The sequence below is a fragment of the Formosa agariphila KMM 3901 genome, assembly GCF_000723205.1.
GTDB lineage: Bacteria > Bacteroidota > Bacteroidia > Flavobacteriales > Flavobacteriaceae > Formosa > Formosa agariphila.
The window spans coordinates 1,656,637-1,673,105 of the sequence record NZ_HG315671.1 but is presented as its reverse complement, the minus strand read 5'-3'; the positions used below and the strand labels follow the sequence as shown (position 1 = coordinate 1,673,105).

Genomic DNA, 16,469 nt, shown 5'->3' with positions numbered 1-16,469 from the left:
CCTCAATTTTCGTACTTTAAAAACTAATAGAATCCAGCACCCCTAAATGATTACACTTAAAGAAGTACATACTAAAAAAGAACTTAAAGATTTTGTGAAATTTCCATTCGAACTTTACAAAGGGTCTCCATATTGGGTTCCTCCTATTATTTCGCAAGAAATGGAAGTCTTTAACATAGATGTAAACCCTGTATTTCAAGATGCCGATGCTAATTTATTTGTTGCTATTAAGAACAATAAAATTGTAGGTAGAATTGCTGTAATTATAAACAAGCTAGATCTAAAACAATCTAATAATAAAGTGCGTTTTGGATGGTTTGATACGATTGATGATATTGAAGTCACCAAAGCTCTACTTAATAAAGCCAACGACATAGGGAAACAAAACAATCTAGACTATATAGAAGGGCCAATTGGTTTTTCTAACCTTGATAAAGTTGGGGCTTTAACCGAAGGTTACGATCATATTGGTTCAATGATAACTTGGTATAACTATCCGTATTATGTCGAGCATTTCACAAAATTAGGCATGGTACAAGAAAAGGAATATCAAGAGAATAAATTCCCTTTCTCGAATGTAAAGCCAGAGTTCTTTTATCGCGTAAATAATTTAGTAAAAAAGCGTTATGGTTTACGTCCGTTAAATTTCACTAAAACGAAAGATTTGATGCCTTACGTGGATCAGATGTTCGATTTATTCAACAAAAGCTACTCAGAATTGTCTTCTTTTGTTGAAATTACTGAAGTACAGAAAGCTTATTTTAAGAAAAAATTCATCTCCTTTATCAATCCTGAATTTATAAAATTTGTGATGGATGAAAATGATAACATGGTCGCTTTTGCAGTGGTAATGCCTTCATTTGCTGAAGCACTACAAAAAGCTAAAGGAAAATTGTATCCGTTTGGATTTTTTCACCTTTTAAAAGCCAAGAAAGAATGTAAAACGGTTTCTTTTTATTTAATAGGAGTTGATCCAAAATATAAAAACAAAGGTGTTACGGCCATTATATTTAATGAATATTACGAAACATTAAAACCTATGGGCGTTGAGAATTGTATACGAACACCAGAACTTGAAGAGAATTTCGCTTCACATCAAATCTGGAAACATTTTGATGCTACAACATATAAGCGTAGAAAAACTTTCCGTAAGGATTTAGTTTAATTCTAAAACATAAAAAAAATCCGAAACTCTAGAGTTTCGGATTTTTTATATAATATAGTAAAACAGTTTATCTACTACTCCATTGCAGCTGCAACAGAAGCGGATAAACGTTTATACGTTCCATTTTCTAATCGTGAGCGAATTGCTTCAAAAGCATCTAATGTTTCATTCACATCTTGAATATCGTGTGTTGCTGTAGGAATTAATCTTAATAAAATTAGTCCTTTAGGAATTACAGGATACACTACAATAGAACAGAAAATTCCGTGATTTTCGCGTAAATCTTTTACTAAAGCCATAGCTTCAGGAATACTACCTTTTAAATACACTGGCGTTACACAACTTTGTGTTGTTCCGATATCGAAACCACGAGATTTTAAACCAGACTGTAATGCATTTGTGTTTTCCCAAAGTTTAGCTTTAAGTTCAGGCATGGTTTTAAGCATTTCTAAACGTTTTAAAGCTCCTGCTACTAATTGCATTTGCAATGATTTAGCAAACATTTGAGAGCGTAAATTATATTTTAGGTAATCAATAATTTCTTGATCTGCCGCAATAAAAGCTCCAGTACTTGCTAAAGATTTAGCAAACGTTGCGAAGTATACATCTATACCATCTTGAACTCCTTGCTCTTCTCCTGCTCCAGCACCTGTTTTACCTAAAGTACCAAAACCATGAGCATCATCGACTAAAAATCTGAAATTATATTTTTCTTTTAAAGCTACAATCTCCTTTAAACGACCTTGTTCTCCACGCATTCCAAATACACCTTCAGAAATCACTAAAATCCCTCCTCCAGTATGTTCAGCCATTTTAGTAGCACGTTCAAGGTTTTTTTCTAGACTTTCAATATCGTTATGCTTATAAGTAAAACGTTTACCCATATGTAAACGAACACCATCAATAATACAAGCGTGTGCATCTACATCGTAAACAATAATATCGTCTTTAGAAACCAAAGCATCAATTGTAGATACCATTCCTTGATAACCAAAGTTTAATAAATAAGCTGCTTCTTTACTAACGAAATCAGCTAATTCATTTTGTAATTTTTCATGAAGATCAGTATGTCCCGACATCATTCTCGCTCCCATAGGATACGCTGAACCATAAGCGGCACCTGCTTCTGCATCTGCTTTCCTTACTTCTGGGTGATTCGCTAAACCTAAATAATCATTTATACTCCAAGTAATTACATCCTTACCTTGGAATTTCATCCTATTAGAAATTTGGCCTTCAATTTTTGGAAATACAAAATATCCTTCTGCTTGAGATGCCCATTTACCTAAAGGTCCTTTATCCTTATATATTTTTTCAAATAAATCTTTCATGTAAGCTACTAATCTTAATTTTGTTGCAAAAATAGCTATTTATGCTATGATAGCATAATATTTTCACAATCTGTTGTTAACAAACTTAATAACAAAGCACAACGCTTCTCGACGAAAACACAATCCTTTGTTATTATTATTTTATATATTGAATATCTTGAACAGACTCGACATTAACACTGTCAAAAAAGCCTTGTTCGTTCATCCACTTATCACTATATATCTTACTCATGTAACGCGAACCGTGATCTGGAAAAATTACAACTACTACATCATTAGTAGAAAATGTTTTCGTTTTTCCTAATTGTAATACAGCTTGCATTGCAGCTCCAGAAGTGTATCCTACAAACAAACCTTCAGATTTTGCAATCTGTCTAGCTGTATGTGCACTTTCTTCGTCTGTTACTTTTATAAATTCATCAATGATATTAAAATCTGTAGCTGCAGGAATTAAATTTTTTCCTAAACCTTCAATGCGATATGGATAAATTTCCTTTTCATCGAACTCTTTGGTTTCGTGGAACTTTTTAAGTACCGAACCAAAAGCATCTACACCTAATATTTTAATATCTGGATTTTGTTCTTTTAAATACTTTGCTGTGCCAGAAATTGTTCCTCCTGTTCCACTACACGCTACTAAATGTGTAATTTTACCTTCGGTTTGTTTCCAAATTTCTGGTCCAGTAGATTGGTAATGTGTATCAATATTTAACTGATTAAAATACTGATTAATATATACCGAACCTTTTATTTCTTCATGTAATCTTTTAGCTACTTCATAGTACGACCTAGGATCGTCTGCACTAACATTTGCAGGACAAACATAAACCTTGGCTCCCATGGTGCGTAACATATCTATTTTGTCGGCAGAAGATTTAGAGCTTACAGCCAATATACAATCATATCCTTTTATAATACTCACCATAGCAATACTGAATCCGGTATTTCCAGATGTTGTTTCTATAATGGTATCTCCAGGTTTTAAAAGGCCTTGTTTTTCAGCTTGCTCAATAATATATAGAGCTATTCTATCTTTAGAAGAATGTCCAGGATTAAAAGCTTCTACTTTAGCATAAAAATGACCGTTAAGTTGAGAAGTTATTTTATTTAGTTTAACTAAGGGTGTGTTCCCGACTAAATCCAATACATTATCAAAAACCTGATTTTTATGTTTCATAGATGCTGTTTAAAAACTGTTTTCTGATTGTTAAACCAACCAAAACCTGACAAAAATACGATTTTTTTTTATTTTAAGACGTAATTCCCTCCAATTCCAATAGAAACACGTATTCTAAAGCGACTTCTTTTAAACTTTCAAATCGGCCAGAAGCACCACCGTGACCTGCATCCATGTCGGTTTGAAATAACAATAGATTATCATCAGTTTTAACATCTCTTAACTTTGCAACCCACTTTGCAGGCTCCCAATATTGCACTTGAGAATCGTGTAATCCTGTTGTAACTAACATATTTGGATACTCTTTTGCTTCAACATTGTCGTAAGGTGAGTACGATTTCATGTAGTGATAGTACGCTTCTTCATTAGGATTTCCCCACTCATCATATTCCCCAGTTGTTAAAGGAATAGTATCGTCTAACATTGTCGTTACTACATCTACAAAAGGAACAGCTGCTAAAACACCATTATATAATTCGGGATTCATATTAATAATTGCCCCCATTAATAATCCTCCTGCAGAACCTCCGTAGGCATACATATGCTTTTCTGTGGTGTAATTTTCTTTTATTAAATGTTTGGTACAATCAATAAAATCGTGAAACGTATTCAGTTTAGTAAGTAATTTACCATTTTCGTACCAATCGCGTCCCAAATACTCACCTCCTCTAATATGAGCAATAGCATAAATAAAACCACGATCCAATAAACTTAGTCTAACAGTTGAAAAATAGGGGTCTATTGTAGAACCATAAGAGCCGTACGCATAAAGCAATAACGGATTTTCTCCGTTCAATTTTAATCCTTTTTTATAAACTAAAGACACCGGAACTTTAACACCGTCTCGAGCTGTTGCCCAAATACGTTCAGAGGTATAATTATCTTTATTAAATGTGTCGCTTAACACCTCTTGTTCTTTCTTTACAACTTTGGCTTTTGTTTTAAAATTATAATCGATTACTGAACTTGGTGTGGTTAACGAATTGTAGCTATAACGTAGAAACTCACTATCGAAATCGGGATTACTTCCCGTATTTGCGGTATACGTTTCACTATCGAATGGTAAATAATAATCCTCGTTACCATCCCAACTAATAATTCTTATTTTATTTAAACCATTTTCTCGTTCACTAACTACTAAGTAATCTTTAAAGATTTCTATATCTTCAAGTAAAACATCTTTACGATGCGGTAAAACTTCTTTCCAATGCCTTTTTTCTGTATGAATTTCGTCTGTTTTTAGAAGTTTAAAATTAGTTGCACCATCTGCATTTGTAATAACATAAAAACTATCCTTATAATGCGCAATGGCGTAATCGAGTTCTCGAACACGTTCTTGAAATATTTTAAATTCTTCGTCTGGTGTATTTGCATTAACAAATCTGTATTCAGAAGTTAAGGTACTCGCCGAGCCAATAACTAAAAACTTATGCGATTTTGTTTTATAAACAAACGTATTATAGGTTTCATCTGCTTCATGAAACACTTCAACATCCTCTATATTTTCGTGTAATTTATGTTTATAAACTTTGTCCGATCGCAGTGTAACTTCATCTTTACGTGTGTAAAAAATGGTTTTATTATCGTTCGCCCACGTGGCACTTCCTGTCGTATTTAATATTTGGTCGTCGTAAACTTCACCTGTTATCAGGTTTTTAATTTGAAGTGTATATTGTCTACGGCTAACCGTATCTGTAGAAAAAGCAGCTAGAGTATTGTCTTCACTTATTGAAATTCCTCCTAATTTAAAATAAGAAAACCCCTTAGCCATTTCATTACAGTCGAAAAGAACTTCTTCTTCTGCTCCTAATGTATCTTTCTTTCGTGTATAAATAGGATAATCTTTACCTTTTTCATAACGGGTAATATACCAATACCCATTAAGTTTGTAAGGCACCGACTCATCGTCTTCTTTAATTCTAGATTTCATTTCTTCGAACAAATCCTTTTGAAATTGTTCGGTATGTGCCATTTTATGCTTGGTATAATCATTCTCGGCATTCAAATACGCAATAACGTCTTCATTTTCTCTATCGTTTAACCAAAAGTAATTATCGATTCTCACATCGTTATGAGCAATCAATTTTTCTGGATTCTTTTTTGCTATTGGTGGTTGAATTTCTTTTTTCAAATGTTTATAATTTATTCTTGATTTTAACTTTCAAAAGTATAAAAATTAAATAATTTTGTATTGAATTTTAAAATATTAAAAATATGTTTGGAGACCTAATGGGCATGATGGGTAAATTAAAAGAAACCCAACAGAAAGTTGAAGATACTAAAAAGCGTTTAAATACGGTTTTAGTTGATGAGCAAAGCAACGACGGTAAATTGAAAGTTACATTAACTGCAAATAGAGAAATTAAGTCTATTGAGGTAGACGAATCGTTACTTGAAGATAAAGAACAGCTTGAAGATTATTTAATATTAACACTAAATAGAGCTATTGAAAAGGCAACTAAAATAAATGAAGCTGAATTAGGTGCTGTAGCTAAAGACGGTATGCCAGATATTCCTGGAATGGATATGTTTAAATAATTTTAAACTATAACGCATAAAAAAAGGAAGCTAAAATTTAGCTTCCTTTTTTTGATGAATATTGTATAGAAATTAAAGCGCTTCTCTTTTTGCTTTCTTTTCTTCTTTTATTTCTTGAAAACGTTCTAATAAAGCTCCACCAATCCAATAAGGAACAACGAAGGTTAATAAAAATACCATTAACCAAAATCCTATGGTTAAAATTGTTAAAAACGCTAAAAAGCCTAAATATTGGTCGAATTCGAACATAATTGGTGTGTGTCTATATTATAATTAACGCAAATATATATTAAAAGCTTTTTTTATACAATAGGAATTAATATAATTTTAAAAAGATTTAAATTTATTTTAAATCTGGTTGCGGTGTCATTCTTAAATACGGCTTAACTTCTTTAAATCCTTTCGGGAAATGATTTGGAATATCTTTAGTTTCTATACTCGGAGAAACGACGCAATCCTCTCCACTTTTCCAGTTTGCAGGCGTTGCCACTTTATGATACGCTGTTAATTGTAACGAATCTATTACACGTAACAATTCATCGAAATTACGACCTGTAGATGCTGGATAAGTAATAATAAGTTTTACTTTTTTGTCTGGATCAATTATAAATACCGAACGTACAGTTAAATTATTATTCGCATTAGGATGAATCATATCATACAAGTCCGACACGTTATGGTCTTCATCTGCAATAATTGGAAAATTAACAGTGGTGTGCTGAGTTTCGTTAATATCCTTAACCCAACCTTTATGCGATTCTACACCATCAACACTTAATGCTACAACCTTAACATTACGTTTATCAAATTCATCTTTATATTTTGCTACAGTTCCTAATTCTGTTGTACAAACTGGCGTATAATCTGCTGGATGCGAAAATAAAATACCCCAACTATCTCCTAACCATTCATGAAAATTTAAATCTCCTTCTGTAGATTTTGCTGTAAAATTTGGAGCTTCATCTCCTAGTCTTATTGTTGCCATAATATTTATAATGTTTAGTGTTTAATTAATGCCTACTAAATTAATAGGTTTATAAGAGACTATCAACAATCTATTCTTAAATTTTTGTTATAAAAATATCCTGAATAAGAATAAAAAATAAACTTCAAAATTGTTAAATTTGTTACTCATTAAATATAATAAAATGGACTATCGTATAGAAAAAGACACCATGGGCGAAGTAAAAGTGCCTGCCGATAAACTTTGGGGTGCACAAACAGAACGTTCTCGTAACAACTTTAAAATTGGTGTACCGGCTTCAATGCCATTAGAAATTGTTTATGGATTTGCATATTTGAAAAAAGCTGCGGCCTATTCAAACTGTGAATTGGGCGTACTTTCGGTTGAAAAACGCGATTTAATAGGACAAGTTTGCGATGAAATTATTGCAGGACAACACGACGACCAATTTCCTTTAGTGGTTTGGCAAACAGGTTCTGGTACGCAAAGCAACATGAATGCTAACGAAGTTATTGCTAACCGTGCGCATCAAATCGCTGGAAAAGTAATTGGTGAAGGTGAAAAAACCATACAACCAAACGATGATGTTAACAAATCGCAATCGTCTAACGACACCTTCCCTACTGGAATGCACATTGCTGCTTACAAAAAAGTTGTAGAAAACACTATTCCTGCGGTAACTCAACTTCGCGATACGCTTAAGAAAAAATCTGAAGCATTTAAAGATGTCGTTAAAATTGGACGTACACACTTAATGGATGCTACACCTTTAACCTTAGGTCAAGAATTCTCTGGTTACGTATCTCAATTAGATCACGGCTTAAAAGCTTTAAAAAATACACTTCCACATTTAAGCGAATTGGCTTTAGGAGGAACAGCGGTTGGAACAGGTTTAAATACACCTAAAGGGTATTCTGAAAATGTAGCTGGTTACATCGCTAAATTTACAGGCCTTCCATTTATAACTGCCGAAAATAAATTCGAAGCTTTAGCTGCTCACGATGCGATTGTAGAATCTCACGGTGCTTTAAAGCAATTAGCGGTATCTTTAAATAAAATTGCTAATGATGTTAGAATGATGGCATCAGGACCACGAAGTGGAATTGGTGAAATTATTATACCTGCCAACGAACCAGGAAGTTCAATTATGCCTGGAAAAGTAAACCCTACACAGTGTGAGGCGTTAACTATGGTTTGCGCCCAAGTTATTGGTAACGATGTTGCCATTTCTATTGCAGGAACTCAAGGTCATTACGAGCTTAATGTGTTTAAACCAATTATGGCTTTAAATTTCTTACAATCTGCTCAATTATTGGGAGATGCTTGTGTGAGTTTTGATATTCACTGTGCTACTGGAATTGAACCAAATCATCCTAAAATTAAAGAACTATTGAACAATTCTTTAATGCTTGTAACAGCCTTAAACACTAAAATTGGATACTATAAAGCTGCAGAAATTGCAAACACTGCTCATGAAAACGGAACTACTTTAAAAGAAGAAGCCGTAAACTTAGGTTATGTTACTGCTGAAGAATATGATCAATGGGTAAAACCAGAAGATATGATTGGATCACTTTAACCAACATATTTTATAACATTAAAAAATCCCATGTCTAATTTTAAAATGACAGTGGATTTTTTTTTTACTTCTTAACTTCTTCAGGTTTTTGTTCTTTTTCAGACAAAGGTGTATCCGCTTGTTTAAATAAATCTAAGTACGCCTGACCTAAATACGATATAACATCTGAAGCTATTAAGCTTTGATAGCCTTTAAATTCGATAGCCAAATCGGCAGATTTTCCATGTAAATACGTTCCAAAACAAGCCGATTCTAACGCTGTATACCCTTGGGCTCGTAAACCTGTAATTATTCCAGTTAATACATCTCCAGTTCCTCCTGTAGCTAAACCTGGATTTCCAGTAGAATTTATATATAATTTATCCTGATACACAGAAATAGAATTAGCTCCTTTTATAATCACCAATACCTTGTGTTTTTTAACAAAGGCTTTTGTTTTACTTAATTTGTCGAAATCATCTTCCCAATCACCAATAAGTCGTTTTAACTCTTTTGGGTGTGGTGTTAATATGGTATCCTCTTTTAAATACTTTAATAACGCTTTATTTTTAGAGAGTATATTTAAACCATCTGCATCAATAACCAAAGGCGCTGTATTGTTTTTTAAAAACGACTCAAAAGCTTTAACTGTTTTTTCATCTGTTCCTAACCCTATACCTATTCCTACAGCATCTGGGATGATATCGAACACGATATCAGTAATTAATTTCTTATCTGCATCTGTAATTACCATGGCTTCCGGAAGTGCGGTTTGCAATGGTATGTAACCACATTTAGGAACAAATGCAGTTATTAAACCTACGCCAGATAATAATGCTGAGCGACTTGACAGTTGCACTGCTCCTATTTTTCCGTAACTCCCACCAATAATTAAAGCATGCCCGTAGCTTCCTTTATGCGAAAACTTATCGCGCTGCTTGTACATTGGCAACACATCATACTTTCCTAAGACTTCTGCTTCAGTTTCGGTAGTTTCTAGATAAGTAGCATCTATATCAATATTAAGGATTTCCCATTGATCGATATACTTATCTGTTTCAGGCAAGAAAAACACCAATTTAGGGGTTTGAAAACTTAAAATTAAATTAGATGTTACCACATCATCTTCATGCTTAGGAGTTTTATCTGTGTATAATCCAGAAGGAATATCTACAGAAACCGTAAGTGCTTTCGATGCTTTAAAATGCTTAAACAAAGCTATAACCCAATCAGAAATAGGCCGATTTAATCCAACTCCAAATATGGCATCGATTATAATATCTTGACTTGAAATTTCAGGAAAATCATCAACAGAATGTATGGATACAGGCCAATCTTTAGTGGTTTCCTTTAAACGTTCATAATTTATTAGAAAGTCTTTCGAACGTTTATCGCTAAAATCTACAATAAATGTTTTAACGTTATAGCCATGAGAAATTAAGTGCCTTGCCAGCACCAATCCATCGCCTCCATTATTTCCTATTCCACAGAAAATTAAAATTGGTACCGGTGCACCTTGTAAACGGGCATCTAACCAATTAAACAAACTTATGCCTGCGCGTTCCATTAATTCAGACGAACTAATATTTTGTTTTTTTATAGTAAACCTATCACCTTCGTAGATTTGTTCTTTAGAAAATATTTTCATCGCTGTTTTATTTAAGAAAATTCATTAGAGATTATTCAGTTAAATAGATTTAAATTAGATTTAAATAAACGATTCAAGCTTAACACTAAATAATCTGCAAAAAATTATAATACATTTTTTTATTAATGTAAAAGTAATACATTTGAGAAGTTTAGTAGTAGAAAATGCAAAATACAGGAAACACATCTCAGTTCATTTCAAGACCAACAATCGTTGGGAGCATTGCTATTATTATTACTAACATTATTACCCCTTGGGGTAATTAAATATATATCTTCCGTCCACACAATTTGTAATATTATGTTACAAAATCAAAATAACAAGCTATTAAATTTATACAATCTACTTTAAAATGAAAGTATTAAAATTCGGAGGAACATCTGTAGGGTCCTCAAAAAACATAACTAACGTCGTATCAATCTTAACCAAATATGCCCAAACAGACAAAGTTATTTGTGTCGTTTCTGCAGTTGGTGGAGTTACCGATAAATTATTAGAAGCTGGCCAATTGGCACAATCTAAAAACAGTGCATATTCAGACGCTTTTTCAAATATAAGAACAATTCATTTAAATATTATTAAGGAATTAATTCCCACTAATAATGAAGCTGTTTTAGAAGAAATCGAGACTAGATTAGCCGCTTTAAAAAACCTTTTAGATGGCATTTACTTAATTAATGAATTGTCGCCTAAAACCTCTGACAAATTAGTGAGTTTTGGAGAATTAATGTCCTCTTTCATTATTGCTGAAACTTTAAAAAGCAAAGGTGCTAATGCCGAACGTAAAAACAGTCAGGAGTTAGTCACTACGAATTCTAACTTTACAAAAGCTGAAGTAAATTACAGTATTACAAATAAAAATATTCAGGATTATTTTAAAGATAGTTCATTCGATATTACCATTTTACCTGGTTTTATTTCGAAATCGGTAAATGGAGAAATCACAACTTTAGGTCGTGGTGGTTCAGACTTTACTGCAGCCATTGTTGCTGCAGCCTTAAATGTAGACCAATTAGAAATTTGGACCGATGTTAGTGGTATGTACACCGCAAACCCTAAAATGGTTAAACAAGCGCTTCCGATAGACAAATTATCGTATCAAGAGGCGATGGAATTATCTCATTTCGGAGCGAAAGTATTGTATCCTCCAACGGTTCAACCGGTATTGAGTTTACAAATCCCAATTCATATTAAAAATACCTTAGAGCCGGATGCTGTAGGAACCATTATTTCTAAAGACGGAAGTAATGTTAGCAATGCTGCAAAAGGAATTACTAATATTAGTAGTGTGGCGTTATTAACGCTTCAAGGAAATGGAATGGTTGGAATCCCAGGATTCTCAAGACGCTTATTCCAAACCTTAGCTCAAGAAAAAATAAATGTAATTTTAATTACGCAAGCGTCTTCAGAACATTCTATTTGTTTTGGTATAGACGATAAAGATGCGATTTCGGCAAAAGCAGCTATCGATGCTGAATTTGAAAATGAAATTTCGCTTAAAAAAATAGACCCTATTCTTGTTGAAAGCAACTTATCTATTATCGCCTTAATTGGAGATAGTATGAAGAGTCACCAAGGTATTAGCGGTAAAATGTTTAGTGCTCTAGGTAAAAACAACATAAATATTCGTGCTATTGCACAAGGTGCTTCAGAGCGCAACATCTCTGCTGTTATTGCGCAAAACGATGTTAAAAAAGCATTGAATATTTTACACGAAGTCTTCTTTGAAGGGAATATTAAACAATTAAACGTATTCATTACAGGTGTTGGAAATGTTGGCGAGCGTTTAGTTGAACAAATTAAACAACAACGTAAATATTTAAAAGAAAACTTAAAAATCAATCTTCGTGTTGCTGGGCTTTCGAATTCAAGAAAAATGCTTTTTGATACGGATGGTTTGTCTTTAAAAAACTGGAAAGAACAATTAGAAAAAGATGGTGAAGCTGCAACTTTAGAAGGGTTTTACCAGTCTGTTAAAGAATTAAATTTACGTAATAGTGTATTCGTGGATGTTACAGCAAATAAAGAGGTGGCCGACTTATACGCTATGTATTTAAAGCAAAGTATTGCTGTTGTAGCTTGTAATAAAATTGCGTGTTCTAGTAAATTAGAAAAATATAAAGAATTAAAGCAATTATCGTATAAATACAACGCACCTTATTTATTCGAAACTAATGTTGGAGCAGGTTTACCAGTAATCGATACGTTAAACAACTTAATTGCTTCTGGAGATAAAGTAACCTCTATTCAAGCGGTATTATCGGGTAGTTTAAACTTTGTATTTAACAACTTTAACGATACAACTAAGTTTTACGATGTGGTTAAACAAGCGGCTGCCGAAGGGTACACCGAACCAGACCCACGTATAGATTTAAGCGGTGTAGATGTCGCTAGAAAAATATTAATTCTTGCTCGTGAAAGTGGAACTGAAATGAATTTAGAAGATATTGAAAACACTCCATTCTTATCTGAAGCTGGTGTAAAAAGCGATACTGTAGACGATTTCTACCAAACGTTAATTGCAGACGAAGCACATTACCAAAAATTATACGCTTCAGCAAAAGCAAATAACAGTCAATTAAAATATGTAGCCGAATTCAACAACGGTGAAGCTAAAGTGGGATTAAAAGAAATTCCGGAAGGTCACCCATTCTACAATTTAGAAGGAAAAGACAATATCGTTATGTTTTACACCCAACGTTATCCAGAACAACCTATGATTATTAAAGGTGCTGGTGCTGGTGCAGATGTAACTGCTTCTGGTTTATTTGCTGATATTATACGTATAGGAAACAACTAATTTAATCTCAAAAGACAATTTTTATCCACGGATTTAATTGAAGTTGTCGACTTAGAACACATGAACGAAATAAAAATATTTTCGCCTGCTACTGTGGCAAACGTTTCTTGCGGATTCGACGTTTTAGGCTTTTGCTTAGATAGTATTGGTGATGAGATGGTGATTAGAAAAACCGATAGAAAAGGAATTTTTATTACTAAAATTGAAGGTTACGATTTACCGTTCGAAGCCGAAAAAAATGTCGCAGGAGTTTCTGCATTAGCCATGTACGCCGATGCTAAACCTGATTTTGGTTTCGAAATAGAAATTTATAAAAACATTAAACCGGGAAGTGGTGTTGGTAGTAGTTCGGCCAGTGCTGCAGGTAGTGTTTTTGGTATGAATGTATTATTAGGTAATCCTTATAACAATACAGAGTTGTCTTACTTTGCCATGAAAGGCGAAGCTTTAGCAAGTCAAAGTGAACATGCCGACAATATTGCTCCTGCCCTATTTGGAGGTTTTACATTGGTAAAAAGTGTTTCGCCTTTAGAGATTTTAGAAATCCCTACGCCTAATAATTTATACGCCACAATTATTCATCCGCAAATAGAAATTAAAACATCCGAAGCCCGTGCTATTTTACCAAAAGAAGTGGCTTTAAAAGATGCCATTTCCCAATGGGCAAATGTAGGAAGTTTAATTCATGGGTTACACACTAGTAACTACGGATTAATTGAGCGTTCGTTACACGATGCGATTGTAGAACCGCATAGAAGTAAACTCATACCATTGTACCACGATGTAAAAGCTTCAGCAAAAGCAGCAGGTGCGTTAGGATGTGGTATTTCAGGTTCTGGGCCATCTATATTCTCGCTTTGCGAAGGTATTGATGCCGCTAAAAAGGTAGAACTAGCCATACGTAAAGTATATGCAAATAGTGATATTGAATTCGACACTTATGTTTCAAAAATTAATGCTGAAGGCATGAAAATCCTGAAGTAATACAATAAAAAAGAAAAAGCTTAGACAAAAACCAAAACAAACTGCTATGAATTATTTTAGTTTAAACAAAGAAGCTTCAAATACAACATTTAAAGATGCTGTAATTAGAGGACTTGCCCCTGACCGTGGTTTATATTTCCCAGAAACCATAACGCCATTACCAGAATCTTTTTTCAAGAATATCGATAATTTATCACATTCAGAAATAGCTTTTGAGGCGATTAAACAATTCGTATCTCCAGAAATTCCTGAAGCCGACTTAAAGACCATTGTTGAAGACACTTTAAATTTCGATTTTCCGATTGTAGAACTAAATAAAAACATTTCATTTTTAGAATTGTTCCATGGTCCAACTATGGCATTTAAAGATGTTGGTGCTCGCTTTATGGCACGTTGTTTAAGTCATTTTTCTAAGGAAGATGCTAAACAAGATGTGACCGTTTTAGTGGCGACTTCTGGAGATACTGGAGGTGCTGTAGCTAGCGGTTTTTTAGGCGTTGAAGGTGTAAAAGTTGTCATTCTTTATCCTAGCGGAAAAGTTAGTGATATTCAAGAAAAGCAATTAACAACGCTTAAAAAGAACATCACTGCTCTAGAAGTAGATGGTACATTTGATGATTGTCAGGATATGGTAAAGCAAGCATTTTTAGATGCTGAATTAACCGATCATATGAAATTAACTTCTGCTAACTCTATTAACGTGGCACGTTGGTTACCTCAATTATTTTATTTTATGTTTGCGTATAAAGCTTTGCATAATAAATATGATAACTTGGTATTCTCTATCCCAAGTGGGAATTTTGGAAACGTTTGTGCCGGAATGATGGCACAACAATTAGGTTTACCTGTTAAACATTACATTGCATCTAATAACGAAAACAATGTGGTTACAAGATATCTTGAATCTGAAAACTACGATGTAAAACCTTCGATACAAACAATTTCTAACGCTATGGACGTTGGAAATCCAAGTAACTTTATTAGAATTCAGGAAATCTATAAAAATGATTTCAATTTATTAAAAGAAAATTTATCGTCTTACAGTTTCACAGATGAAGAAACAAAAGTCGCGATGAAAGAAATTTATAACGACTTTAGTTATGTTGCAGATCCACATGGTGCTGTAGGATATTTAGGTGCTAAAAATTATGTAGAATCACATCCAGATGTACATTGCGTATGTTTAGAAACGGCACATCCAACTAAATTTTTAGATGTTGTAGGTGAAGTTATTCGTGAAAACATAGAACTACCTGCTCAAATAGCGGCTGTTATGGATAAAAAGAAAAAATCTATAAAAGTTAGTACGTATACCGATTTAAAACAATACCTTTTAAATCGCTAAGAAAAATTCAATTCATATTTAAAAAATGGTCATAATCCTAAGCTATTATGGCCATTTTTTATACCCATAACTTTCGTTTACTGTACGCTCTCAATTCTTTATTCTAGACTTTAAATCAATATACAGCAGACTTTAAGCCGCCATTCATTTTATTCCGATTACTCTATAACAGGATAATTAATATGTCCCCAATCTTCAGAAATATTGGTGAGCATAATATCGATAATAATAGGAACTAAGAACTCTAAAATACGGCTTGCATCATTAACTTGCGAACGATTTAGCGAACTACTGTAAGTGGCTCCACCATGAACCAATTGGTTTCTTACAGTGTATAATCGACTTAAAACAACCTCTAATAGTTTATCGACTTTCTCATCGGCCAAATAGTTTCTAGAATCATTTTTTGATTGATTAAACAAAGTTTCCCAATCAATATGTTCGCCACGGTTAGCATCCCAAAAGGGTTTATACGCAAACTGATTATCTATTAATAAACGAACTGGACCAGAAAATTTAAACCAGAGTAGTTGAAAGAATTTTTTATCGGTATCGCATTGCACCAACTGCGAAATAAATCGACTGAATTGTCTCCGTTCTGAAATATTTAAATCTATAGATTCATTTTGCGCATAACAGGCGTTAAAAGCAATCCAAAGTGAAATGAATTTTAAATCAACATCATTAGATTGTGCTTCAGCACATTTAAGCCAACTAACAGCTCTATGTAAACGAATACAATCGTTTTTATACTTAACATTATCTAAAGCTTTTATTTTAATTTTTAATTCGGCTGCCGAAATAACAAAAATTGAATCACTTATATGTTTCATAATTTAACCATCAAAATTCATAATATTTCACTAAAAATATGACTTTCAATAGAAAATATTTTATGGGAAACCGTAAACACGCTATGTATTCAGTAGAAATTCTAATCTTCAACTTAAAAGTTCATC

At 33.2% G+C, this 16,469-nt stretch carries 13 protein-coding genes; 6 read left to right on the top strand and 7 right to left on the bottom strand.

Translation table 11 applies throughout. The features are described from left to right. Nucleotides 1–46 precede the first annotated feature (46 nt). Nucleotides 47–1,165, top strand: coding sequence for a hypothetical protein (locus BN863_RS07140; protein WP_038529092.1), 1,119 nt, complete (start codon nucleotides 47–49; stop codon nucleotides 1,163–1,165). 74 nt (nucleotides 1,166–1,239) lie between these two features. Here BN863_RS07140 and BN863_RS07135 read toward each other — a convergent pair whose 3' ends face one another. The 3 genes from BN863_RS07135 to BN863_RS07125 form a co-directional block, all read right to left on the bottom strand. Further along, nucleotides 1,240–2,496 carry an aminotransferase class I/II-fold pyridoxal phosphate-dependent enzyme gene (locus tag BN863_RS07135; RefSeq protein ID WP_038529091.1) on the bottom strand — a complete coding sequence of 419 codons (1,257 nt, stop codon included), beginning with the start codon at nucleotides 2,494–2,496 and terminating at the stop codon, nucleotides 1,240–1,242. A gap of 136 nt (nucleotides 2,497–2,632) precedes the next feature. Next, on the bottom strand, nucleotides 2,633–3,673 hold the full coding sequence (locus BN863_RS07130; RefSeq protein WP_038529089.1) for a PLP-dependent cysteine synthase family protein: 1,041 nt from the start codon (nucleotides 3,671–3,673) through the stop codon (nucleotides 2,633–2,635). 73 nt (nucleotides 3,674–3,746) lie between these two features. After that, complete coding sequence (locus BN863_RS07125) at nucleotides 3,747–5,804, bottom strand: S9 family peptidase (protein ID WP_038529087.1); 2,058 nt, start codon at nucleotides 5,802–5,804, stop codon at nucleotides 3,747–3,749. A gap of 83 nt (nucleotides 5,805–5,887) precedes the next feature. On the opposite strand from BN863_RS07125, the gene BN863_RS07120 reads away from it, so the two are divergent. After that, nucleotides 5,888–6,211 carry a YbaB/EbfC family nucleoid-associated protein gene (locus tag BN863_RS07120; RefSeq protein ID WP_038529085.1) on the top strand — a complete coding sequence of 108 codons (324 nt, stop codon included), beginning with the start codon at nucleotides 5,888–5,890 and terminating at the stop codon, nucleotides 6,209–6,211. Nucleotides 6,212–6,283: 72 nt separating this feature from the next. Here the strand turns inward: BN863_RS07120 and BN863_RS18595 are convergent, their stop codons facing one another. Together BN863_RS18595 and BN863_RS07115 are read right to left on the bottom strand one after the other, a co-directional pair. Beyond that, complete coding sequence (locus BN863_RS18595) at nucleotides 6,284–6,460, bottom strand: hypothetical protein (RefSeq protein WP_169740919.1); 177 nt, start codon at nucleotides 6,458–6,460, stop codon at nucleotides 6,284–6,286. A gap of 94 nt (nucleotides 6,461–6,554) precedes the next feature. Further along, nucleotides 6,555–7,196, bottom strand: coding sequence for a peroxiredoxin (locus BN863_RS07115; RefSeq protein WP_038529083.1), 642 nt, complete (start codon nucleotides 7,194–7,196; stop codon nucleotides 6,555–6,557). Nucleotides 7,197–7,359: 163 nt separating this feature from the next. Between BN863_RS07115 and fumC the strand changes: the two genes are divergently transcribed. Continuing rightward, on the top strand, nucleotides 7,360–8,754 hold the full coding sequence (fumC, locus tag BN863_RS07110; RefSeq protein WP_038529082.1) for a class II fumarate hydratase: 1,395 nt from the start codon (nucleotides 7,360–7,362) through the stop codon (nucleotides 8,752–8,754). A gap of 64 nt (nucleotides 8,755–8,818) precedes the next feature. On the opposite strand, the gene BN863_RS07105 is transcribed toward fumC, so the two are convergent. After that, complete coding sequence (locus BN863_RS07105) at nucleotides 8,819–10,381, bottom strand: bifunctional ADP-dependent NAD(P)H-hydrate dehydratase/NAD(P)H-hydrate epimerase (protein ID WP_038529080.1); 1,563 nt, start codon at nucleotides 10,379–10,381, stop codon at nucleotides 8,819–8,821. A gap of 352 nt (nucleotides 10,382–10,733) precedes the next feature. Here BN863_RS07105 and thrA point away from each other — a divergent pair, with 352 nt between their 5' ends. From thrA to thrC, 3 genes are read left to right on the top strand one after another with little or no spacing between them, the layout of a single operon-like run. Beyond that, on the top strand, nucleotides 10,734–13,181 hold the full coding sequence (gene thrA / locus BN863_RS07100; protein WP_038529077.1) for a bifunctional aspartate kinase/homoserine dehydrogenase I: 2,448 nt from the start codon (nucleotides 10,734–10,736) through the stop codon (nucleotides 13,179–13,181). Nucleotides 13,182–13,241: 60 nt separating this feature from the next. Next, entirely contained in the window at nucleotides 13,242–14,165 is a 924-nt protein-coding gene (locus BN863_RS07095) for a homoserine kinase (protein ID WP_038529074.1), read from the top strand. 46 nt (nucleotides 14,166–14,211) lie between these two features. After that, nucleotides 14,212–15,510 (top strand): threonine synthase, encoded by a 1,299-nt coding sequence (thrC, locus tag BN863_RS07090; protein ID WP_038529071.1) that lies wholly within the window; start codon nucleotides 14,212–14,214, stop codon nucleotides 15,508–15,510. Between the two features lie 158 nt (nucleotides 15,511–15,668). On the opposite strand, the gene BN863_RS07085 is transcribed toward thrC, so the two are convergent. Beyond that, nucleotides 15,669–16,343 (bottom strand): HEPN domain-containing protein, encoded by a 675-nt coding sequence (locus BN863_RS07085; RefSeq protein WP_038529068.1) that lies wholly within the window; start codon nucleotides 16,341–16,343, stop codon nucleotides 15,669–15,671. Between the last annotated feature and the right edge of the window lie 126 nt (nucleotides 16,344–16,469).